Below are 23,948 nucleotides of genomic sequence, written 5' to 3' on the forward strand. Positions count from 1 at the left end.
GCCCGCAGACAAACGACCTTTCAGTTCGACCGTGCTTAAGCGCAAATCGGGCAAAGTCAAAGGCCCCATCGGTGTATTCACGTTCGACGGAGGCAATTCAAACTGATTGATTGTTAAATCCAAATCCATGTCTGGTTGCTCTTGGAAAGTCAGATCCGCGAGGGCTGTGGTTTGCAAGTTCAACTGCCCCTTTAACATGATCGGAAGATTTGCAAGCTCACGAATATCATTCAAAGAGATTTTCTTAGCGCTGACTTCAATACGCTGTCTTTCAACGCCATTTTCAGTGCGCGCGCCTTTGCCAACGGAAAGATCCACGTTGCCCTTTAAAAAACCTTTGGCCGATACATGGCCGTATGGCTTTTGTGCGATCAAACCAGATACTGATGGAGTGATCACGAGTTCTTGCGCGGAAAGAGCCGGAGTGCTCAAAGACTCGATGTACACTTGATCCATCGCAACCCCCGGTGTGGGAAAGAGGCTCATTTTCAAGCGCTCAAATTGCACGTACAAAGTGTTATTCGAAAGTTTTGACACTTGGGATGAAATCAAATCACTCAAATCATCAAACGGGAAAAGAACGAAAAGAAAAACAAAAGCAGAAAAGATCATCACGGCGATCTTTCCTTTGTTTTCCTTTAGCAGCTTGAAAAACTTCGCGACATTTTCCATCGATTAATCTTCCGTTTGGGTTTTCTTAGAACGACCTTTGCCCTTTGAGGGTGGCTCTTCCATCGGAGGAGCGGGCGGCGCGGGCACAGCCAAAGCTACGACTTTGTAGACAACGTCAAAATAACGACTGTCTTCGCGGTTCGCTGTGATAACCATGTCTTTCATCTTCACGCTAGGATTAATGCTTTGGAACTTATAACCGAGATCCATCACTTGGCGAAGGTTCAATTTCGCTAAGCTAATATCAAGGCCCCCTTCCATTAAGTTGGTGGGAATCAATGTGGAGGTTCCCGAGGACGTATTCGTTCCTTTGATCTGCTCAGGCAAAAGATTCGCGCTTTTGATTTGGTTATCAATATTCGCACGAATCATATCCAATGAGGGGGCTTGCGCAATTGCTGGAACGTCTGCGGACTCACGGCTGACTTTAAGAAGCTCGCGAATTGTCATGCGCTGCCCTTCAAACTCTGTCACAGAGTCTGAAGACTGAGTCAAGTTCGAGTAGGGAACAGAAAGTATTAACAACGCAATCACACCTACAGTTCCAGCGATAGCTAGTCTCTGCATTCCTGGGCTGAGGTTTTCATAGCGATCACGCAATTGGTTGAAAGCAGCACTCTCTTGAATGCGTTCCCACGTTGCACGGCCCTCAGTAATAAATCTATCCTTTAAATCGTCTAAATTCATCGGTTCGTCGCCTTTTGAACGCCGCGGTCCACGTTAAAGCTGAAAGCAAAAGCGGTGCGACCAGCAATCGGGCTTAATGTCGTGCGGTCAGCAGTTACTTTTCCGTCAGTTGTGATATTCGTCAAAGATTTCTGCAAAAGGCTCACCTCTTGCTGAGAGTTCGCATACCCCTGCATTTTCACCAAAGCATCATGAACGTCGAAGGAGCGAACATCCAAAGTCACGGCTGTTTTAGGTGGAGCGGCATCAGTCACTTTTTTCAAAACATCCAAGGCTGAATTCATATTTGCGACACTTGCCAATGTCTTTAGGTCGGCGGCGCGTTTTTTATTTTCACGGATGTATTTTTTAATGCCAGCTTCAGAAGCACTTTTACCTTTAAGGTTTGCCACCGTTTTAGCTTGGATTTTCAAAGTCTCTTGCGATCTTTCTGAAAGACTTGCCGCAAAATCAGCACGAAGAGAGGCATAGACGAAAAAGACAACCAACGCGGCTGTCGCAACTTTCGCCGTATGGCCCCATTTCTCCCAAAACATTTTCATTTGGTGGTTTTCGCGAGCGAATTCTCCACGCATGAAATTGATTGGAGGATTGCGAGGTTTTTTGAAACCTTCAATCGCGAGACCTAATGCCACGCCCACGATTGCACCTGCGCGAGGGGAGCGTTCGAATTGCACGTTAGGAATTTGATCCAAAGTGGATACGCGGTTGACTGGAACTTCCAGGATCTGAGTCAGGAAAGGTCCTAAATTTTGAATTTGCGAAGTTCCACCTGTTAAACTGATGCTGTCGATCTGTGCGTTGAACTCGCTTTTGAATTCAAGAATGGACAACTGTAAGTCGCGAGCCATCTCGCGCACGCTTTTGCCAATTGTTTCAGAGAAAGTCACCTGGTCAAATGTAGCGCCTTGTTTGTTCGTTAAAATGAAGGCTTTCGTTTGCAGCTCTTTCAAGGCTTCAACGTAAGGAATTTCATATTTCTTAGAGATAGCTTCGGCGATATTTTTACCGCCCCACAAGACCGAGCGGACCCCAATCAAAGAGTGACCTTCGAAAGCACTTACAATCGTGCGCGTATGACCCAAATTCAAAATAAGTTGGAGGTGCCGAACGGGCTTCTCCATTTCGTCAAATACGGGAGCTGAAGCAACTTGTGCGGGAGGCGCTTCATTCCAACGTTCGAAAACATTCGCAAATGCCGTTCCTTCAGCCGAAACCAAGAATGGTTCAAAGCCTGAGTCCTGAGCACGTTGAATGCAGTTTTGAACATGACTTTTTGGAGCGGCACAGGCAAGAACCTCTGCTCCGCCACCCACTGTACGAATGACTTTTGCGTCAAAGATCGCATTTTCTGAAGAGAACGGAAGATCTTCTTCAAGCTCGAAAGCCAAGCTCTTCGCGATTTTAATGCGATCATTGAACGGGAAGAATTTATTACGGATGGCCACGCGATCTTGGCGAAGACCCACGATAAAGCGAGTGCCTTCGTCATACTTCGAAGTCAGATCACGAAGATACTCGATAACTTCGAGTTCCTGATCTGAGCCTTGAATAGTACTCAAAACATGTTCGAAGAAATGGCTGACTGCAAAGCCTTTAGAAGTGGATTGCACTTCGACAATTTTGATACTGCTAGAACCAATATCTATACCGACTGATTTCACCGTTCCTCCATGAACGAGATGATGGTCTAAGTATAGAATGATGTCCCGGCGAGGTCCACTTTTAATCTTCAGTTTTCAAATAGTTAAGTAAGATAGCTAGACCTTCGGCGGCAGGAGTCCACAGTAAAGCTAGAGAGAGAAATTGCTCGCCAATTGTTATCTTTCATTCCAATACACAACGCGAGGCGGACCCTTGTCGATCGTCGTAGATTGATTGTTGGCAGCGGCTGAGCCCGAAGTTGCTCCTGATGAGCCTGTTTTAGGCTGATCTGCACCACTGCCTTGCTTATCTTTGTCGGCATAGCTTTTAAGTTTTGCGGCAGTTTTGTTAAAATCCATAACTATCGCCGTGATTTCGCGAGTGGCGCCTGCAAACTCACCGGTGCTGCGAATCTTAAAATTGAAAACAGAGTCGAAAACAAGGGGAACTTGATCCGTTCTTCCTTCAAGGCGAACATTTTTTTGTTGAACAAAGGTCCAGAAGTCTTCAGCGTTTTTAAAAGGACCACCTAGATTAGGATCGTTACGGCGCTTCATGATTTCTGCCACGGCATCATCCGTCATCCCAGGATCCAAGGATTTCAAAACATCTTTGTTGGCGATATTGGGATTGATCCCTTTCATCCCATAAATAGTAATACGGGGAGCCAGCAGATCATAAAATTCGTCAGTCATCCCCGGAATCATATGCAACTCGCCGAGGCTGCGGAAAGCACGATTGGGTGGGTAGTTGTCCCCTTGAGACTCGCGATTTAATTCTGCGAAGCGAGATTTTTTATCGCCACCATTCATGGACTGTGATTTCGCACTCATCCAATCCGCAATCGTGCCAATCAGTTCATCAAAACGAACGTTCGAGTTACGGCGAGCAAAGTCTTCATCGTCTTTCATCTTTTGAGTGAAGATATTAAGCAACTGTTGTCTCGTGACATCTTGTAAAGTTTTTGACGATGCATTCAAGTCATTGATGTCAATTTTTGAACCTTCGTCTTCGATAGTGACGATGTAACTCGCATCCATCGAAGATTCCTTGACGAGCTTCTTGAAACTGTCTTTATCGACAGCGCTCATTTCGTCAGGCACAGGGAAGGGCCAGGCAAATGGAAATTGCCAGATTTGATCTAGCATCGGATTGTTGGCGCCTAAAGTTGAACCGAATTTAGCTTGGGCCTGTTGATAGATTTTAATGCGCAAAAGACTTAATTGAACTCCAGATTTTGCCGCATAATAAGCTTTCACGCGATTCAATCCTTGGGAGTTCACCAAATACTCGACATTCGAGTCGTAAGACACTTCCATCGCGAAATACATGATCAACATCACGCAAGCGACGGCGATCATCAATGCGATACCACGATTATTATTGAGTGGGGCCGCTAGGCTGGCCGAACGAAGTCGGCGAAGAAGATTGCGCACTGGATGTATCCTCAGGGTTATTAGGGAAGTGAATAGGGACTACGACTTGCATAGAGTATTTTTTATTTTTTGTTCCTTCTTTCTTGCTGACAGTGATAGAGATCTCCACGGCCAAGGGGAATTTTCCTTTTGTCGCCGCATCACCTTGTTGGTCTGAGCGCCAATCATTCACCCAATCTTGTTTTCCTTTACCAATGTAGCGAAGCTTAAATTCAGAAATATTTTCGAGCAAAACGACTTCGTCGCCACCTTTAGTGACATCAATGTCAACGTAAGGAGTGCTGCGTCTCCAGAGACATTTTGAAGAAGAGCGATCATCGCGAAGGTTCTTGCAGTCTTTCAAAGAATAGCCGACTTCAATAAAGTCACCTTGCTGACTGTTGCGAACAGTGCGAGCGTTGTTCATCGTCACGAAATTGACAGCATCGTTGGAGCCAACCCATTGAGTTTCCGGATCAACACGAGGAACCTCGCGTTGGCTTAATCCTGCGCCAAGACCTAATGTCGCATCGGACTGAGAAATGGTTCCCGGTGCTGCCTGAATATCTTGTTGAGTCGGTGGAACGACGGCACCTGGAGTTTGCGGATTTGTCTGCGGTGTCGTTCCTGTTTTTTTCACTAAAGCTGCCATCTCTTTTTCGATGTCGCGGTAGTGATAAGCGAGATTGATGTCTCTTTCCATCAGACGAACAGCATCACGCATGCGCGATACATCGTCGATTTGTCCCTGCAATTTGGTCTTTGCTTTGATGGCCTGTTGAATAGCTTGCGCAGCGAGCACCGTCAGTGTGCCCAAGATGGCAACAACAATCATCACTTCGATCAAAGTAAAACCGGCAGCTTCTTTCTTCATGGGCCGGTTCCTCCAACAGAAGGCATTGGAATTTCTTTATCGAAGTCGACGAAATATTGAGTGGCAGAAAATTCCAAAGGTTTTTTCTTGCTGCCTTTGTAGATGATGGTGACTTTAACTTCTTTGACTGTTTTCTTGATGTGTTCAGTCAAAGTCTTCATCATTGTCAGTTGCAGTTCATTGACGCCATCTTTGCTGTTTGCAGTTAAAGAGGCAGAGATGTCAGGAATTTCAAATTCTTTCGCGGTCATCTTCCACGAGTATTGAGGATAGTCTGAGCCGAAGTCGTCTTCCTTTTCTTCGGGAATGGAATCCAGGGGTTTGCCTGCGTACTCCATTTCAACTTCGGCCATTTTTCTTTCGAGTAGGGCCGCGACTTCGGTAGAAAGCTGAGTCTTTTTAACGCGCATAAAACTTCCACCCCAGGAACTTGTTAACAACAAGATTCCTGAAGACAGGATCACCATAGCAAGCATGGTTTCGATAAGAGTAAAACCTTTGAGGTTCTTTATGCGGTTTCTAATCAACGTTGAGTGTCCTTTAACGACTGAGCTTTCTCTATGATATCAGCTTGACCCGTTAAAGGATTAAAAACAAGAGTCCAAGTTAATTTATTTCCGTCTGTAATTTGGATAGTTGAGGCTTCCACAAATCCCTCTGGAAAGAAGTGAATATAAGCATTTCCAGTACTTAGTGGCGCTTTGGAATTGACGGTTTCCACTTGGCCAAAATGAAGGCCATCAGGAAGAGTTTGCTCTTTTTTTGTGAGAGATTTATCGATCTGAAAAAGAGGGGGTGGAGCATCCTCTTTTTTGTCTTTATTTTTGCCTTCTTCACGCTCTTTCTCTTGAGCTTCTACGTCGATTGGAAGAGGGCCATTGGCTCTTTCAACCCAATATTTTTCATTGTTAGGTTCCATCTGGATGACAAGACGGTAGGTAGAGTTTGAAAGGCGCGCTTTATTGCGGATTTCGCGACTCAAAACAATAAAGTGACGTGCGACGGACTTGATATTGTTTTGTTTTTTAAAGAGGCGAGGGGCGCCCAAACCAACGATGGCTCCAAGTATAGCCAAAACGATCATCACTTCGATGAGGGTGAAGCCCCTGCGATTCATAAATTACTGAATATCTTCTAGAGTAATATCAGCGTCGAAGCCTGAACCGCCCTCGCGACCGTCTTTACCCAAGCATTTTAATTGGTACTCGTTGCCGTTCAATTCGTAAACGAAATCGTGGCCCCAAGGATCTTTAGGATCTTTTTTCAAATAAGGCTCTGGACCCCAGTTGCTGCAATTCGCATCAGCTTTCACTAGATTTTCTAGAGAAGAAGGATTTTTACCGCAATCTGTATAGTACATGGAAATCGCGTTGACGATCTGACCCATCTGAATGCGTGCTTCTTTTGCTTTGGCTTTATCCAACTGGCCCGTAAGTCTTGGTAACAGTAGCGCCATGATACCGCCCAAGATCGCAAGAACGATCATGATCTCGATCAGGGTCATACCTCGACGGTTGCTGATAGGTGACATTAAATTCTCCTTGTTAACAAGAAGGTACAATATCACCGTCCTTGTATGTCGTAAAGTCTTGCTGCGGGGGAATTTTTTAGGATTTAGTGAGTGCTTCATCGCGCTACATGAGGCACGCCTTCCGGGCTCGTTGCCGCCGCGACTGCGTCGCGGTTCGCGCCATCGTGGCGCCGGCAAAGGCCTCATTTCGGCGACGAAGCACTCACTAAATCCTAAAAAATTCGCAGCTTCGAGCGTGTGCGCAAAATGAGGTAATTGATTTACAAGAGTGAGTAGGGGTTGCGAAGTTACTTTAAGTGTTTTGAGTAGCCTAGCGAATTAAGGATGGACTTTGGTGTTGAATCACAAAGGCAGAGTTTCGCTTCCACTCAACGCAGTCCAATTCAAAAAATCTAACTTCCTTTTTTCTAATCCCACTTCCAACGCTGAATCCAAGAGCATAAAAGTAGTTTAGGGTTTGCCGAAGACGGCCTCTGTCGGCGCCACGATGGCGCGAACCGCAGCAAAGCTGCGGCGACAGTCGAGCCCGGATGGCGTGCCGACGTAGCGCAAAACCTAAACTACTTTTATGCTCTTGGATTCCCCCGAACTTGGAAAGACGGGGAATGGAACTAACCAGCCAAGTTAGTCATTTCAAACATTGGAATCATAACGGCGAATACGATCGCTGCAATAGCGAAACCCATGATAACGATAACCACCGGCCCCATCAAACCCGTCAAAGCTTCCAATTTATTTTTCACTTGGAAATCATAGGCTTCAGAAACCTGCATCAACATGTTTTCTAGATCGCCGGTCTTTTCACCGATATTCACCATGTGGATAACGATAGGTGGAAATTGACCTGATTTTTTAAGTGGACCCGAAATCGTTTCACCCTCAGAGATATTGCTTCTTGCTTCATCAATCGCGACGGCAAGAACATGGTTGTCAACGACGTTACGAACGATATCAAGTGCCGTCAACATCGGCACGCCACCACTTAGCAATGTTCCTAAAGTTCTTGTGAAACGAGACACAGCCACCATGCGCACAGTAGGGCCCATCAAAGGCAATTTCAAAGAGATCGCATCCCATTGATCTTTGCCCGCCGGAGTCGATTTCCAGTTTCTGAATAAAACCACAACCAAAAAGATACTACCAAAAATGATATACCAATAATTCACCATGATCGTACTCAGGTTAACCAAAGCTATCGTGTACCACGGAAGAACTAGATTCGGAGCAGACTCAAACACCGTCACCATTTTTGGAATCAAGAAAATAAAGAGGAACGACAGCAGGCCGCCTGTAACGACAAGCATGATGATTGGATACATCATGGCGCTGGAAACTTTCGCACGAAGTTCTGCTTGAGCTTCTGTGAACTCGGCCAAACGTAACAAAAGAACATCTAAGCTACCTGACATCTCGCCGGCTTCAACCATCGAAATAAAGATTTTGGTAAAGATGTTTGGATACTTTTGCAAAGCTTTATGGAAAGGAGAGCCCTCGTTGACCATGTTTTTACAGTCCGCAACAGCCTCTGCCAAAGTTGGATTTTCAACCTGTTCAGAAACGGCAGCCAAGGCATCCACAAGAGGGATGTTGGCTTTAATTAAAGTCGCCAACTGACGAGTCATCAAAGCCAAATCTTTTACGCCGACATTTGCAGTTTTGCGTGGACCTTTTGATTTTTTGGGATCCACTTTCTTTTTATCTTTAATATCAACGACGAAGACGCCATCTTTTTTGAGGCGAGCACGAGCCGCGCGCTGGTTTTCAGCGTCGATCGTTCCCTTAGTGTTTTTTCCGTCCCGGGTTAAACCTTTATACTCAAAAATAGGCATAAATTAGATATCCAGCTGAGTATTTGTTGTTAACTGTTCAATTGTTGTAATACCCGCAAGAACTTTCGCAATGCCGTGGTCGCGGAATGTTTTCATACCGTTTGTCACAGATTGCTTCTTGATCGTATTACCGTCTTTTCTTTGCATGATCAAAGTACGGATATCATCTGTCACAACCAACAACTCGCTGATTGTCGTACGACCTGAATATCCTTTCTGCCCACACTGGGTACAGCCCATTGCTTTGCAAATGTGATGAGATTGCGCTTCTGCACGAGTAATGCCTAACAAACTTAATTCAAAGTCAGAAGGGACGTGAGGAGCTTTGCAATGAGGACACAAAACACGCACAAGACGCTGAGCCACAACACCCATCACAGATGTTGCAATCAAGAAGGGTTCAACCCCGAAATCAATCAAACGCGGGAAAGCACCAGCCGAGTCATTCGTATGCAGTGTAGATAAAACCAAGTGACCTGTTAGTGATGCTTGGATCGCAAGTTCGGCCGTTTCCAAGTCACGAATCTCACCCACCATGATGATGTCAGGGTCTTGACGAAGGAATGATCTCAAACCCGCAGCGAAAGTCAGACCGATTTTGGCGTTCGTTTGTACTTGGCCTAAACCGTGAATACGTTGCTCCACGGGATCTTCTACTGTCAGAATGTTGACGTCAGGTTTATTTAATTTCGTTAAAGCGCCGTACAAAGTTGTGGATTTACCAGAGCCCGTAGGACCCGTGACAAGCAAGATGCCGTCGTTGCGTGATAATAAATCATCAAGACGATCCAAGTTTTCTCTCGAGAAACCGAGTTGTTCAAGTTCAAGCACAACAGTGGATCTATCTTGAATACGCATCACCAAGCGTTCACCGTGAGCCGTCGGAACTGTCGAAAGACGAATATCGATATCTTTGCCACCGATTTTTAGAGGGATACGACCGTCTTGTGGCAAACGTTTTTCCGCGATGTTTAAGTTCGCCATAACTTTGATACGAGACGTAATGGCATTTTGTAATTTCTTAGGAGGTTTGATCACGTCATTCAAAACACCGTCCGTACGAAAACGCACAACCATGTCTTTTTCGTAGGGCTCAATATGAATATCGGATGCTTTTTCTTTCACTGCGCGGAACAAAATACTATTCACAAGCTTGATGACCGGAGCGTCGTCTTCGCCGGCTTCAAGCAAGTCGACGATAGGGTCGTCCAAATCATAATCTTCTTCGTCGATTTCATCGAGGCCTTGAAGATTGGAGGTGCTTTTTTCATAAACTCTATTGATGGCATCTTGAATGCGACCTGTCGTTGTCACAAGGGGGCGCACTTTTTTGCCGAACAAAACTTTCAAGTCATCCAAAGCCTTCAAATTGACGGGATTGCTTGTCAATGCCGTCAACGTTTCAGAATCCTCTTTGTAGGGAAGAACTTGTTGTTGTTTTGCGTAATTGATAGGAACATCGCGGACCAAGTCGGCGGAGATATCTGCAACAGGAATGTCTTTGATAAAATCCAAACCCAATTCTTTGCAAAGATCTGCGACCACTTCGTCCGCCGTGGAGAATTCTTTCGCGTTCAAAGCTTCGCCTACGGTGACGGGTCTCACCACCGAAGGGTTGTTAAGCACCGACTTGATTTGATCTTGAGTCAGTGAGGTTGCTTTCGAAAGAATTGTTACGACATCCACGGAGGCCATTTATTTCTATTCCTTTTCTGTATCAGAGTCTGGTATAGCAGCTTTGCCCTGAACCTTCTGAGTAATGTCGTTCAGTCTACTGCCAAATGGATCTTTTCCGCCTTCGGACTTGATGTAGTCTAAACGTTCATCCAGCTTTTTCGAGATGATTTGGTTGGAATCTGCACTGTTTCTCACAATTGTCGGTGTCAAGAATACAACCATGTTCGTTTTGTTCTTCACACGAGTCGAAGACTTGAACAACCAACCAATGATTGGAATATCGCCAAGCAAAGGAACTTTCAATACGGACTCAGTGTCATCTTCTTTGATCAAACCACCCAGAATTGCCGTGTCACCGTTGTTAACATTGATCATTGTTTTGATCGAACGTTTCGCAATCGGTTGAGTTGAATCTTGGAACGCCTTTGGAGTTGAAGCCGTCGACAATTGCGATACCTGTTGTTTGATTTCCATACGGATGGAATTCGAAGCAGGAGAGATGAACGGCTTAATGTTCAACTTGATAGTTGCATCGTCAAATGTTGGCGTCGTGATCACAGCACCTGATGTACCGGTTGTTGTTTGTTGTTGACCAGTTACAACTTTATCACCCACTTCGATTTCAGCTTCTTGGTTATCCAGAGCCATGATTTGTGGAGTCGATAAGATGTTTGCCTTTTTCGTTGTTTTCAAGAAGTTGATGAAACCAATCAAAGAAGGAATCGTGATCGAAGTTGAAGAACCTGGAGGAGTCACAGTCACAGTTTTACCCGAGCCAAAGCCCAAGATACCACCCGTTGTGCCACCCACCGGATTCAACAAGTCAGTCAAAGAAGGATTCGAAGTGAAGCTGTTGAAACCCGCTTTACCGTAACCATTCGAACCGTATTGATAGTAACCAACGCCCCAAGTGTTACCGTCATTAGCACTCATCTCCATGATGATCGCTTCAACGTAAACTTGGTCGCGTGGGGAATCGATTTTTTCCAGGATCGTCAAAACAGTTTCGTAGTCTTGTTTGCTAGCTACGATAACAAGGCTGTTTGTTGTTTTATCAGCCGTGATTTTTACGTCTCCGCCGAAAATTTCTTGTGGAGCTGACATTTGACCCATCGGACCTAGAGGAGAAAGCAAGCTTCCGCCTGTTGCTGGTTTCGGAGTCGCATCTTTCGTCACGCCAGTCAAAGTCTGTGCAATTTTCTCTGCATCACCGTTTTTCACGTAGTAAACGTAAACGCCGCCAGAACCTTCACCATGGATTTTAAAATCCAATTGGCTAATAAGTTTTTTTACGCGAACGATGCCTGATTTATTACCAACAACGATGATCGAGTTTGTTCTGTCGTCGGGAATCGCCATAAAGAAGCTTGCACCTTGTTGAGATGAAGCACCCGTCGTACGAGAGAAACGAGGAACACCCGCAGTAAATGTGCCCGGAGCGCCTCCGGTGGATTTTTGACCTTTGTTGACAATTTTATCAACAAGGTCCGCAAGGTCTTTGGCTTTTGCGTACTTGATAGGTACAACTTCGAGTTGCTCTTCGAAGCCTGGAACGTCCAACTGACTGATGATTTTCATGACGCGGTCAATGTTTGAGCCGTAGTCGGAAATGATGATCGAGTTTGTTGGTTCATAAATGTTCATCTCACCATCTTTCGAAGGTAAGATACGAAGATCACGATTTACTTGAGAAGCAGAGATATGTTTCAAGTGAATGATACGAGTGATCATCTGATCGCTGTTAGGATAGTAAGCGCCAGAATAAGTTTCGATATTATCACGTTGTGCATTTCTTGCGGATTTAACTTTCAAGAAAGCGCCTGATGGAACCACTGTGAAGCCGTTGATAGCCAAAGCAGACAAGAATGCTTTGTAAGCCTCTGCCACAGTGATTTTCGACGGAGCGATGATTGTGATTTTACCACGCACACCTGGATCCACGATCAAGTTCTTGCCGGTCAATTCAGAAACAGCTTTGATAAGATCGCCGATTTCCACGTTCGGGAAGTCGAAAGACTCAATTGTCTCTGGGAAGTTTTCGCTCGTAATGTCCTCGATCGGAGCATTGGCGAAGCGGTCCTTTTCTTTTTTAGAGAGAACACCACTGGTATTCGACGCAGCAGATTTAGGCGAGCCACTGCGTGTGCCTCCCGCTGAAGGAGCCGGGAATGCGTCGGCCGCATTCTTGTCGGTGTTTGCATTGCTGCTGAAATCCGGTGGTGGCGGAGGAGGAGGGAAATCCTCAAACTGCGCTTTCGCCGCGGGCCCAACTAACTGAGCCGCCATCAATGAAGCAAGTCCTATGCTGACCGGTTTTTTCATTTTTCTCTCTCCTCCTGAGGAGTTAAACGTACTAGTTCAAATGTTGGAAGCTGCTTCAGCTTCCGCGACTGCCGTCGCTCCAGTGCTGCGCGCATCCGCGCTTTACTGGATGTTGTAAGTCATCGTTTCGCTTTTACCGTTACGCTCGACTTGGATGCTGACCTTCGGGGAATTCTTCAACGTGTTGTAAAGCTCCATAGCTTTCGCCGGACTGTCGACAGGCTGACCGTCTACAGATTTAATGACGTCCATACGTTGAATTCCCAATTGCTCATAAATACTTCCAGGTTGCATATCAAGAATGCGGAAGCCATTGATCGCACCTGTACCTGGTTCGCGATTTGGAACGGCACGGGCTTGCATCAAGATGCTGGAAAGGTCGTTTGTATATTTCAACAAATCAGCACGTTTGATGGCGAAAGTATTGTCGCCGGTTTTCTGTACTTCTTTTCCGCCGCCAGCGCCCACCTTAGGGCTGCTGCCAAAAGCAACTTTATTGCCTTCTTTTTTCATCTCTAGATATTCAAGACGATTTGAATTTAAATTTCTGAAAATAACTTTTTGTCGTTCGACGCGAATGATATTCGCCATGTTTTCGATGTCTTTACCAGGGGAGTATGAGATTACCTGATTTTTTCCGCGAACTTCAATAGCAGCTATGGATTTCGCGGGATTCGAATGCACCAAGGTACCAATCAAAGTCAAAGGAAGTTGGGATGGAACTGGTTCGGCTTCCTTTTGTTCTGTGCCCTTTGATTTATCGACAAGGGCATCTGGAATCACACCATTCGCTGCGAAAATATTGCGAGTAGCAATGCCATTGTAGGCGCCGCTGCTGACAAAATTTTCTGCTGCTGGAGCTTTAGGATGAGCGGGTGGAGCAGACTGAGGAAGCATGCGATCGCGATAAGAAAGAATCGCTAAGTCCGCGATGCAATAACCCACAAATGCAAACAACAAATAGGAATACCACTTTTCAAATGGCGGGCGTTGATTGGGGTTTTTACTCACGATCACAATCCTTTGCTTATCTGCACTTTGATTTCGAGCTGTTTTCCACTTCAACTTCGAGCCTGTTTGGCATTCAATAAGTGCGTTAAGACCCTAGTCCTTGGGCCTCCAATCATCCTATCAAAAAGGCGAGGGGGGTGCATCAAAAAATACATACTAGACCATGGTCCTAACGCTGAAATTTTATGCACACATTTTCAAAACTTACGTCATGATAGAAGTATGAGAATTCTCTACTTCACGGATGGAGCAGGAATTGATCTATCAGGAATTCGTGAGTCCCTTTTGCGAATCCCTGAAGTGCTTACCTCTCTTCGTCGCGGCCAGGAACAGGCTCGCTACGTCGACTTGATGCAGGTAATGGCACTTCCTGACGATGAATTTCGTCAGGTGCCAAGCGTTTTACGCACACTACTGATCAACCTCGTACAAAGAGGCTTACACCAACGATGGGTCAATCGCGATCATCGTGCGGATTTGATTCTGAGAAGAATCAATCATCGTTCTTTTGATGATATCAAGAGCGAGGTGGTGAATTTTATCCGCTCAAAACAAAATGGCAAAGATGTGAAGACTAAAGATCTTCATCTGCTTCACTTTATGAGTCACATCGAAATCACTATTATCGGCCCGGGTTACGACGAGATCGAAATCTGGTTGCGTCGCGAGATTTCAACTCGCACAGATGTAAAAGTGTTGATTAAGGATGTGATCGCCTCTGATCCACAACTTGATTGGTTCTGGCCTCAAGTGCGCGAAACGTTCTTCGACGACTCCAGCGCCAATCTTTGCTGAGGGCGGGAGTGCTGTCGGGTCTAAGGTCGGGTGAGCTCGACACTTTCTGGACCAAATAAACAACAATCACTGTCTTTTTTAAATTTTGTTAAAGCCGATGAGATCCCACAAATCTTGTGAGGAATTCTATCATGTCGGTATTCTCGAAAGTTCGCTTCTTTAACTTCTTGTCTATGTGTCTTGTCGCCGCCCTGTACGTTTGTATTGGCTCATCCTTCTATTTTCAGAAGAAAGCAAATGAAGCCCATGAAACACGCTTTAACTCGCAACGAATCGCAGATGATCTTCGCAAGAGCTCTCGCGATTTGACAGAGAACGCAAGAACCTTTGTAGTCACAGGCAATGAAAAATATAAGAACATTTATTGGGATATCGTCGCGATGCGTGCGGGTGATAAACCACGTCCGGACGGTCGCAAAATTTCTTCCAATGAAATCATGAAAGAAGCAGGTTTCTCTGATGAGGAATTTGCATTCTTAGCTGAAGCTGCAAAACGTTCTAACGATCTAATTAAAACGGAAGAGATCGCGATGAATGCAGCTCAGGGGATTTTCGCTGATGAAAAAGGTCAGTTCACAATTCATAAAGCGGCGGACACCGAGCTTGCCCGCGATCTTATGCATAATCAAAAATACCAAGACAACGTGGCTTATATCATGGAGCCGATTGGCAAGTTTGAAGAAGCTTTGAATAAAAGAACGCAAGGACTTGTGGATCGTTATACGGGCTATGCGAATACGGCCCTTGCTTCTGTGGCATTGATGATCATCGGTTTGTCATTGAGTATGTTTTTTGCGTCGTTCTCTTTGAAAGCCGGAATTCGCCAGCAGGCAGAGAATTTATCAAATGCTTATGCGCAAATCCGCGAGCTTGTATCAAATCTTTCTGGATCAAGTTCAGATCTTTCTGCTGCTTCAACTGAATCAGCGGCCTCTTTAGAGGAAACGGTCGCCTCTCTGGAAGAACTTTCAAGTATGATTAAATTAAATGCTGAAAATGCGAAGGCAGCTTCTGAGTTAAGTCTGGTCTCTCAAAGTGCTGCGGAAGAGGGTTCACGTGAAATCACTTCATTGACGACGTCCATGGAAGAGATCGTGAAGTCCTCTAAGAAAATCGAAGAGATTATTGCGGTTATCGATGATATCGCTTTCCAAACAAACTTGTTGGCATTGAATGCAGCGGTTGAGGCGGCTCGTGCAGGCGAACAGGGTAAAGGGTTCTCGGTTGTCGCAGAGGCGGTCCGCGCATTGGCTCTGCGTAGTGCGACGTCTGCAAAGGAAATTTCCGGCTTGATCAAAGCCAGTGTAGAGCAAGTTGAAAAAGGTCAAGATGTTGCACACGCAAGTTCTGGTGTTCTTAAAAAGATCGTTGATTCCGTCAATAAAGTGGCAAGCTTGAACACTGAAATTGCCACAGCAAGTACAGAGCAAAGCACAGGGGTTTCGCAAATCACTCAAGCGATGAATCAGTTGGACCAAGCGACCCAAACGAATGCAGCTTCTGCGGAAGTTATTTCCGCCGCAGCTGGAAAGCTGGATGAATCGACAACAGGTTTGACTTCGACGATTTCAAATCTGGCGATGCTAACGGGAATTAAAATAGATCCTTCGCAAGGAGTTCATGCAAGTGAATCCTACACGGCTCCCAAAGTTGTGACGAGAGTTCCGGTAAGACCCGTGGCAAAACAATCCCATGAAGATCTTTTGCCCTTAGATAAGGCAAGCTAGTTCAATTTCTTCAAGATCGAGGCGATCGTAGAGGTTTTAAATACACGTTCGCCTAGACACTGTTCAGAGGGGCAGATTTTAATCATATTGCATGAGTATTGCGGATCATAAGTGAAATCGGACTCGCCGCCAGAGAGCAGTCCGATCAATGTCTTTCCTGACTCGTCAAAAATCGGTGAGCCCGAGTTCCCTGCGAACGTATCAATCGCCATTAAATAAGTATTTGCATTCAGGTCACGACGAACTTTGCCGTGGGCATATTTCAATGCAATTCCAAGCGGGTAACCCAAAGTAAAGACACTCTCTTGGGATTTTAAAGAGCGGGTGCTTAGTGTTGCTGGTGCACGATCGGTCACCGGTCGATCTAATTCCACAATGCTATAGTCTTGGGCTGTCCATCCCACATCAGTCACACGAGCTGTGATTTTTTTGCATGAATAAACATGGGAGCGAGGCATGTGATATGTCTCTGACTCTGGCGAATAGAACCGTGTGTCGTGACGGAAATCGAAAACCATTTTGTACTGCCCGCAAGTGGCCTCGTCAATGCAGTGACCGGCTGTCAGCACATGTCGGGGAGAGATCAGGATGCCAGAGCAATTTGCGATACTCTGCTGTTCCGCATAGCGCTGATTCGAGCAAAGATTGAACTCTTGACGAAGGTTTTGTGCATGCAGGCTCACGGAATTGCCATCTTCTTGAATATTTTCTTTATCAATTAAGGCGACACTGGCTTTCGCGATTTTTTGAATGTCGGAATCAGCAATGTCGGCGATCTCTTTGCGGGAGTCATTGACATAAATTACGCCATTTGTTTCTTGAGAGGAAAGGTCTGTGGTTTCGAAGTTCTTGCGAGAGCAACTGCAACCCACCGTTATGATCATCCAAAGCAAAATCATTTTTTTCATAGGCTCAAAGAAGTAGCCGAAGCTTTCATGGCTTGGCTACTTTCAATTGCGCAATGAAGGTGTTCCTTGCTGAAAGGTCATGATCCTTAAATTGCAGTGTATTTCTAAAGTGCAAAGAATGGTTCTATTTCGATAGATCTTTCGTTGGATGGGTGAAGGAAATCAGGCAGCGGGCGTTCTGGGGGTTGTAAAAGATAAACCCCAAAAGGCATTTTTGCTGAAATCCAAGTGCGCGGACGACGATAGATGTATTCAGAGCGCTGTTGATTATAAACCAGGAATTCGTTTTCTTTCGCATCGTCAAAAGCCTTCCACAGAAGGGCTTCGAAAATATCGCCGTTTTCTGCATGCAAGAAGTTCAAATATTTGAAGTTCAAGCTCGCTTCAACTTTCAGACGTGAATACGGCTTCGTCAGAGTGCGAGTCCAACCCAACATCTTTCCGAATTTTAAGAACTGCCTGAAGTTGTGGGCTTTCAAAGAATATTGCATCGGGATGAAATCCTGCAGTCCACCAGAAGACCAAGGGGCCGTGCAGCCCACGATATTGTCGTCTTTATCAAAAGCGATAATAAAGTCTTCAAGCTTTAAGCCGTTCCAGCGATCTAACTTGTCCCAGAAACTATGGGCATCCCAGGTTGTCGCTAAGTCTTTGTCGCGGGATTTTTGCACAACATAGTAAATCAGCGCATCGACATTGGATTGATTGCCGTGACGAATCTTAAGATGCGGCAGAGGATTGCTGGCCCATGGAAGTCTGCCGTGAATGGAAACCATATTGAAGCGACGGTACAAGAAATAATTTGGCAACTTACGTTTTAATGTGCGAGGACGAACAAAGGCATTTAAAGCCTGCACTTCGCCCATACTCAAGATAGAAAAAAGGTGTTTGCATCCGAAGGTATGAAACACTTCCTCCATCACAGGCAAAAAGTGTTGAGACCATTCAAGAATCGCACGACGATTGTTTGAGATACGCAAATCGCGACCAAAAGCCACCGGGCGCACTTCGTTATTAAGAAGAACATCGCGCACAATAAAACTGGCCATGCCCTCAAGTTTTTCGTCTTCTTTCAAAACATACGTCAAGTGTTGTTCAGCTTGAATATCATACGGAGCAAAGAAGTCGCCATTGCGATCGATCTTCATTTCGACCAAACCGCGCACGGGGAAACTTTTGTAGAATTCCGCTAAGGCCGCTGTATCTTCAAGTTTGGCGACTTCTAACTGCATTAAGTCTTCTTCCAAAGAACGTCTGAGTTTCCAGCTTTGTGATTCACCCAGCGAGCGGCCACGAAAAGAAAATCACTCAAACGATTTAAATATTGCAAGCTCAAAGAATACCGATCATCTTTCACGGCGATTTCAGCAGAGCGACGTTCGCTGCGACGACAAAAAGTGCGCGCCACATGAAGGTGAGCAGCTATGGGATGACCCGCTGGCAAAATAAAATTGCGAAGTTCAGGAAGCTCTGTCGAAAGTTCATCGATGTGATATTCGATGAAAACGATTTGGTCTTCGGTAATGGCAGGTAACATCTTAAAGACTTCCTCTTTTTCTGTAGCCAAAAGAGATCCAATGTTGAACAGTTCGTTTTGAATTTTTTCAAGCAGTGGGTCGAGGCTGGCGAAAGTACTTTGGTTTATTAAAGAAGCTCGCACTACACCCAGATAGCTATTAAGCTCATCCACAGTTCCATAGGCCTCCACACGTGGGTTGAACTTTTCAACACAAGAACCATCCACAAGACGTGTTGTTCCTTTGTCACCTGTACGAGTATAGATTTTTGCTTTGGGAGGTGTCGTCATAAGAATTACCCTTTTCAAAATAATTGTCGCGATTTACGCTAATCACGTCAACAAAAGAGGTATCTCATGAGCATCACAGCACCATTGATCGTTACAATTCCTCACTCGGGAGAAAAAGTTCCCCCGCAAACTCCGTGGTTGAATTCTTTGCCTGAAGAGATCTTGATGTGTGACGTGGATCGCTATGTTGATTTTCTTTATGAGCCGACGCTGCACAAGCTCAAAATTCCTTACGTGAAAACAGAATGGCATCGTTATGCTGCGGATATGAACCGTGTGCCTGAGGATGTGGACTCTTCCTCTGTGGAAGGTCATAGCAATCCAGCGGGAATGCACAACCGTGGTTTTCACTGGGTGATTACGACTTACAAGCACCAATTGATGCCAAAGCCCATGACTGTGCAAGCTCACAACGAATTGGTGAAACTTGTGTACGAACCATTCCATGCCGGCATTCGCGATCTGTATCAAGAGTTGCACAATCAAGGTTTCAAAAAGACTTTCCACATTGATGCCCATAGTATGCCGTCGGTCGGCACAAGCGAGCATCGCGATCCAGGTGAACATCGTGCCGATATCGTAGTGAGCGACAGCAAAGGCAAAAGCTGTGATCCAAAGTTCAAAGATCTAGTGATTGCGGCCTATGTCACTGCGGGTTTCAAAGTGGCTTACAATTGGCCTTACTTTGGCGGTCGTGTCACAGAGCAATATGGAAATCCATCCCGCGATCAACACACTCTTCAAGTGGAAATGAATCGCGAACTTTACATGGACGAGAAAACTAAAAAACTTAAACCTGAAGAAGCGAAGAAAGTTCAAGATAAAGTCTTTTTCGCCCTAGATTACATCAAAAAAAACCTCCCAGCCTAGAAGGTACGCCGTACCTTTTTGCGATGCTGGTTGTTAAGTTGGGTCTGCAACTATATGTTGCATGTTTGACGGCGCGTGTTGAGCGGGAAAGTCGTGGTCATTAAGCGCGATCTAAATTATTGATAGCAGTGAAATTTTCAATGCTTAAATAAGGATGCAGCTTTGACTACACCAGGCTCGCCAAAAAAATCTCTTTTAAAAAGGCTCAACAAACCGTTGGCTTCTTTGAAGCTGGCCGTATTCATTATTCTTGCGATTGCGACTTTGACTGCTGTGGGCACCATTATTGAGGCCAAGTACGACGCTTATGCCGCAAAGAAATTAGTTTATGACACATGGATGATGTACACGGTGATGAGTCTTCTTGTGATCAATCTAATCGCCGTGATGGTGGATCGCTTGCCGTGGAAGCGTCGTCACATCGCCTTCGTTCTGGCTCACATTGGAATCATTATTCTGCTTTTAGGTGCCTCCATCACAATGAAATTCGGTTTGGATGGCTCGATGCGTGTGGCGATCGGTGATAAAAACAACTTCGTGCAAACAGGGGACACAGATCTTGTTGTGTATTCCTCTTTTGACGGAGATCGCTATTCAAAAACATTTGAAAGTGAAGTGGATTTCTTCACCAAACCTCCGACAGAACAAAAGCCATTTGAGATCCCTGCTGTCGAAGGCGCGATCAAAGTTGTCGATTACAAGAAGTACGTTTTGCCGGCTCGTAAAGTGGTGGCGGATGAGTCAGGGAAAGCAGGGGCGGGGCTTCGCTTTCAGATTCAAAATCCAAATGTGAACGTGATCGAGTGGTTGGTGCAAAGAAAATCCAACTCTCTTGAAACACATAACTTTGGACCTGCGCAGGTTCACCTGGGACCTATTCCGGCGAAAGGGCAGATGAAGAATGAAATTTATCTGAGCCCGGAAAAAGGTGGCCTTCGCTATGTGGTTTTCTATAAAGAGTCCGAGAAGCCAGGTAAAAAGGGCTTTGTGAAAGAAGGCGACGCTTTCGATCCAGGCTTTAAGATGGGTATGCAATTCCGCATTCTTCGTTTCTTGCCTTCAGCAGTTGAAGACTGGGATTTGCAAGAGTTAGAGCATCCAACTCCGCTGACAACTTCCGCTGTGAAAATTGTTTTTGAAGGCAAAGAACACTGGGTCCTTTTGAACGACATGGTGAAGCTATTTACCAATAATGCCGTCTATCTTTTGACATATGGAAACCGTCGTATTGACGTGGGTTTTCCGTTGACGCTGAAAAGTTTCGAAGTGGATCGCTATCAAGGCACGACTCGCGCGATGGCTTACAAAAGTGTCGTGTCAGTTCCCGGAATTGAAAATCACATGATTTCAATGAATGAGCCTTTGAAATACAAAGGTCTTACGATTTATCAAGCCAGCTTCCAAGAGGAAAACGGACAGCCGGTGGCGTCGATTTTCTCGGTGAATGCGGACCCGGGTCGTTTCTTAAAATATTTAGGTTCTTTGATTCTTGTTGTGGGTGTTGTTCTTTTGATGTGGTTCAAACACTTAGACTTTAAAATCGCTAAAAAAAGTGGAGATAAAGAATGAAATCCCTTTTAGCTCTTGTTCTGACTTCCATAATCTCATTGTCTGCATTTGCAAAAGCCGGTGATGCGCTGAAATACCTGCCTGTTCAAGATGGCGGACGTATTAAGCCTTACGACTCTTTCGCTCGCGAGATGCTCGAGATCGTTTATGGCAAATCACAATTCGAAGGTCGCGCCGCAACTGAAATTGTTTTGACGTGGATGCTGTCGCCTCAAGCATGGACAAATAAGAAAATCTTTGAAGTGCGCAATCATCAGGTTCTAGAGGCCATGAAGCTGCCAAAAGACCAAAGATATTTCTCTGGTGAAGAGTTGTTTGCGAGCGATCGCTTCCAAATGTTGCGCCAGGAACTTCAGTCAAAGCGTGAAACAAAAGAGAAATTAAATCCGTACTTCCAAGCTCTGCAGCGCCTTGAAAACCAGTTCTTTGTTTTCCAAGAGATTGCATCGGGTCGTATGTTGAAGATTCTTCCTCCCAAAGAAGGGAATGCTTGGATCGCCATAGGCGACATGCCAGCAGAGTTTCAGGAAAAATTCTTGGATATCACGAAGGCTTTCGTAAATCATATCGGTGCTATTGCGAAAGGGGATTCTGCAGAGTCTCTTGAGCAAACAGGCAAGGCTCTTGATGACGCGGTAAAGAAATTTGAAGATGCCGCACGTATGATCAATCCAACGGCTTATGATCACGATGTGAAAATCAAAGCGGAGGTTCATTATAACGACTTCCATCCATTCCGTTGGGCTTATGTATTCTATTTCTTGGCGGCCAGTCTGATTTTGATTGTGTGGGTATTGAATCGCGAAGGCTTGATGAAGGCTGCGTGGGTGATGCTTGTCATTGGTTTTGCTCTTCACACCTATGGCTTCGGTCTGCGTATGTATATTATGGATAGAGCACCTGTCTCTAATATGTATGAAACCGTGATTTGGGTTTCATGGGGCGTGATCTTGTTCGCTTCGATCTTAGAGCTGATCTACAAGTTCCGCATGATCCTATTTGCGGGGACTCTTGCAAGCTTGTTTGCTTTAGTTATTGCAGACTTTGCTCCAGCCGTCCTTGATCCGACTTTGACGCCACTTGAGCCGGTATTGCGCAGCAATTATTGGTTAACTATTCACGTGATGACTATCACTATCAGTTATGCGGCCTTCTTTTTGGCGTTCGGCTTGGGCGACATTGGTCTGTTCTATTACTTACGCGGTGAAGAGCAGCATAAAGAAAAAATCCGTTCAGTCGTCACAGCTATCTATCGTGCGATGCAAATCGGTGTCGCTTTCTTGGCGCCGGGAATTATTCTGGGCGGTATTTGGGCGGATTACTCTTGGGGTCGTTTCTGGGGATGGGACCCAAAAGAGACTTGGGCGTTGATTGCGCTTCTTGGTTACTTAGCAGTTCTACATGCTCGGTACGCAGGTATGATTAAAAACTTCGGGATGGTTGTTACGGGGATCGTTACATTTTCCCTAGTAATTATGGCATGGTACGGAGTGAATTTCGTGCTTGGCGCAGGGCTTCATTCGTACGGTTTTGGCGCCGGCGGTGTGGAGTATGTGTCCGCATTTGTAGCGGCACATCTATTAATGTGTGTCTACGTCGCTGTTGTGAGACAGGGGCGTCACTCAAAAAATACGGCAAAACCTTCCTAGACGATGTTGCCGAACTCTTTCGCGGACCCGGCAAATGCTGCGCTCGCGAAAGAGATCTTATCGTCTTTTCGATCTCGACTTTTTGCTTCAGAAGAGTCGAAGCTCCTCCGAAAAATCAGCGGATTTCCCTCGAGAAAGTGTTGTTTGCTGAACACAGGCTCTGAATTTTGGGAACTAAGAATCAAAATTGAATTGCTGAGTTTTTGAGCGAAGGGGCGCGGAGTCTCTTCCTTTTTCAATAGGCTTGCAAAAAGAAAATTGACCACTGGACTTTTAAGTCATTAAATAGGAGCAAATAAAAATAGGACAGCATTGTTGGCCTCAAATATTAGCGATATCGGAACGGTGTTAGAAAGTCAGAGTGGACTTGATACTGCGACGAACTCGCAGTGTAGACCAGGCTTGGCAAAGGGATGATTATGCATCGGGTATTCAAATGTACGGCGGCGGGCGCGATGGCCTTCTTGAGCGCGCTCATGGTATCAACTCTTCTAACAGGTTGTAAGTTTCAGCCGGGTTGGGGTTACAACAAAGGTTATGCTCCTGAGCAGCCTATTGCGTTCGACCACTCCCTTCATGTTGGAACGAACAAAATTCAGTGTCAGTACTGTCACAACCAAGTGGAGCGCTCTAAGCACTCAAATATTCCTGCACTTTCAACGTGCATGAACTGTCACTTGCAGGTTGCTACTGATAAGCCAGGAATTCAGAAATTGCGTGAAGCTTATGACAGCGGCGGCTCTGTAGAATGGGTTCGTGTTCACATGCTTCCTGACTTCGTTCACTTCAACCATAATGCGCATATTGCGAAAGGCGTGAACTGCCAAACATGTCACGGCCCGATTGAAACAATGAAGCGTGTTGAGCAATTCTCTGATCTTTCAATGGGCTGGTGTATTAACTGCCACCGTCAGCCAGAGAACAAAGCTCCTCTTAACTGTACAACTTGTCACTACTAAGG

21 protein-coding genes are annotated in these 23,948 nt (G+C 45.4%); 6 read left to right on the top strand and 15 right to left on the bottom strand.

The genetic code is table 11. The annotated features are described in order from the left end of the window. The 12 genes from gspN to gspC all read right to left on the bottom strand — a co-directional run. Positions 1-672, bottom strand: a 672-nt coding sequence (gene gspN, locus VF412_RS07445; protein ID WP_331338593.1) for a type II secretion system protein GspN, incomplete at its 3' end; no start/stop codon positions are given. Between the two features lie 3 nt (positions 673-675). After that, on the bottom strand, positions 676-1,359 hold the full coding sequence (locus tag VF412_RS07450; protein WP_331338594.1) for a hypothetical protein: 684 nt from the start codon (positions 1,357-1,359) through the stop codon (positions 676-678). Continuing rightward, complete coding sequence (gene pilM / locus VF412_RS07455; RefSeq protein ID WP_331338595.1) at positions 1,356-3,023, bottom strand: pilus assembly protein PilM; 1,668 nt, start codon at positions 3,021-3,023, stop codon at positions 1,356-1,358. Before pilM ends, VF412_RS07450 begins: the two co-directional genes overlap by 4 nt. Before the next feature lie 156 nt (positions 3,024-3,179). Continuing rightward, positions 3,180-4,439 (bottom strand): general secretion pathway protein GspK, encoded by a 1,260-nt coding sequence (locus tag VF412_RS07460; protein ID WP_331338596.1) that lies wholly within the window; start codon positions 4,437-4,439, stop codon positions 3,180-3,182. Then, positions 4,384-5,292, bottom strand: a complete 909-nt coding sequence (locus VF412_RS07465) for a type II secretion system protein GspJ (protein ID WP_331338597.1) — start codon at positions 5,290-5,292, stop codon at positions 4,384-4,386. The genes VF412_RS07460 and VF412_RS07465 overlap by 56 nt, the downstream gene beginning before the upstream one ends. Beyond that, positions 5,289-5,819, bottom strand: coding sequence for a type IV pilus modification PilV family protein (locus tag VF412_RS07470; protein ID WP_331338598.1), 531 nt, complete (start codon positions 5,817-5,819; stop codon positions 5,289-5,291). The genes VF412_RS07465 and VF412_RS07470 overlap by 4 nt, the downstream gene beginning before the upstream one ends. Next, positions 5,816-6,409: a prepilin-type N-terminal cleavage/methylation domain-containing protein gene (locus tag VF412_RS07475; protein WP_331338599.1), complete on the bottom strand. Its 594-nt coding sequence runs from the start codon at positions 6,407-6,409 to the stop codon at positions 5,816-5,818. The genes VF412_RS07470 and VF412_RS07475 overlap by 4 nt, the downstream gene beginning before the upstream one ends. Before the next feature lie 3 nt (positions 6,410-6,412). Next, positions 6,413-6,823 (bottom strand): type II secretion system major pseudopilin GspG, encoded by a 411-nt coding sequence (gspG, locus tag VF412_RS07480; RefSeq protein WP_331338600.1) that lies wholly within the window; start codon positions 6,821-6,823, stop codon positions 6,413-6,415. Between the two features lie 611 nt (positions 6,824-7,434). Next, complete coding sequence (gene gspF / locus VF412_RS07485; protein WP_331338601.1) at positions 7,435-8,652, bottom strand: type II secretion system inner membrane protein GspF; 1,218 nt, start codon at positions 8,650-8,652, stop codon at positions 7,435-7,437. 3 nt (positions 8,653-8,655) lie between these two features. After that, entirely contained in the window at positions 8,656-10,347 is a 1,692-nt protein-coding gene (gene gspE / locus VF412_RS07490) for a type II secretion system ATPase GspE (protein WP_331338602.1), read from the bottom strand. A 6-nt stretch (positions 10,348-10,353) separates the two neighbouring features. Beyond that, positions 10,354-12,651: a type II secretion system secretin GspD gene (gene gspD / locus VF412_RS07495; protein ID WP_331338603.1), complete on the bottom strand. Its 2,298-nt coding sequence runs from the start codon at positions 12,649-12,651 to the stop codon at positions 10,354-10,356. Between the two features lie 102 nt (positions 12,652-12,753). After that, positions 12,754-13,662, bottom strand: coding sequence for a type II secretion system protein GspC (gspC, locus tag VF412_RS07500; protein WP_331338604.1), 909 nt, complete (start codon positions 13,660-13,662; stop codon positions 12,754-12,756). A gap of 222 nt (positions 13,663-13,884) precedes the next feature. Between gspC and VF412_RS07505 the strand changes: the two genes are divergently transcribed. Further along, the gene (locus VF412_RS07505) at positions 13,885-14,457 is read left to right on the top strand and encodes a hypothetical protein (RefSeq protein ID WP_331338605.1); all 573 of its coding nucleotides are present in this window, start codon (positions 13,885-13,887) and stop codon (positions 14,455-14,457) included. Positions 14,458-14,588: 131 nt separating this feature from the next. Next, the gene (locus VF412_RS07510) at positions 14,589-16,184 is read left to right on the top strand and encodes a methyl-accepting chemotaxis protein (protein WP_331338606.1); all 1,596 of its coding nucleotides are present in this window, start codon (positions 14,589-14,591) and stop codon (positions 16,182-16,184) included. Here the strand turns inward: VF412_RS07510 and VF412_RS07515 are convergent. From VF412_RS07515 to VF412_RS07525, 3 genes are all read right to left on the bottom strand, one after another. Further along, entirely contained in the window at positions 16,181-17,092 is a 912-nt protein-coding gene (locus VF412_RS07515) for a serine protease (RefSeq protein ID WP_331338607.1), read from the bottom strand. The genes VF412_RS07510 and VF412_RS07515 overlap by 4 nt on opposite strands. Positions 17,093-17,196: 104 nt before the next feature. Next, positions 17,197-18,324 (bottom strand): hypothetical protein, encoded by a 1,128-nt coding sequence (locus VF412_RS07520; protein ID WP_331338608.1) that lies wholly within the window; start codon positions 18,322-18,324, stop codon positions 17,197-17,199. Continuing rightward, on the bottom strand, positions 18,324-18,899 hold the full coding sequence (locus tag VF412_RS07525; protein ID WP_331338609.1) for a cob(I)yrinic acid a,c-diamide adenosyltransferase: 576 nt from the start codon (positions 18,897-18,899) through the stop codon (positions 18,324-18,326). Before VF412_RS07525 ends, VF412_RS07520 begins: the two co-directional genes overlap by 1 nt. Before the next feature lie 66 nt (positions 18,900-18,965). Between VF412_RS07525 and VF412_RS07530 the strand changes: the two genes are divergently transcribed. The 4 genes from VF412_RS07530 (at position 18,966) to VF412_RS07545 (ending at position 23,946) form a co-directional block, all read left to right on the top strand. Continuing rightward, positions 18,966-19,769 (top strand): N-formylglutamate amidohydrolase, encoded by an 804-nt coding sequence (locus tag VF412_RS07530; protein WP_331338610.1) that lies wholly within the window; start codon positions 18,966-18,968, stop codon positions 19,767-19,769. A gap of 162 nt (positions 19,770-19,931) precedes the next feature. Beyond that, positions 19,932-21,338, top strand: a complete 1,407-nt coding sequence (locus VF412_RS07535) for a cytochrome c biogenesis protein ResB (RefSeq protein WP_331338611.1) — start codon at positions 19,932-19,934, stop codon at positions 21,336-21,338. Further along, positions 21,335-22,987, top strand: a complete 1,653-nt coding sequence (locus tag VF412_RS07540) for a cytochrome c biogenesis protein (RefSeq protein WP_331338612.1) — start codon at positions 21,335-21,337, stop codon at positions 22,985-22,987. The genes VF412_RS07535 and VF412_RS07540 overlap by 4 nt, the downstream gene beginning before the upstream one ends. A 419-nt stretch (positions 22,988-23,406) precedes the next feature. Next, the gene (locus VF412_RS07545) at positions 23,407-23,946 is read left to right on the top strand and encodes a cytochrome c3 family protein (protein ID WP_331338613.1); all 540 of its coding nucleotides are present in this window, start codon (positions 23,407-23,409) and stop codon (positions 23,944-23,946) included. Positions 23,947-23,948 lie beyond the last annotated feature (2 nt).

It is taken from the genome of Bdellovibrio sp., assembly GCF_036384735.1.
Classification (GTDB): domain Bacteria; phylum Bdellovibrionota; class Bdellovibrionia; order Bdellovibrionales; family Bdellovibrionaceae; genus Bdellovibrio.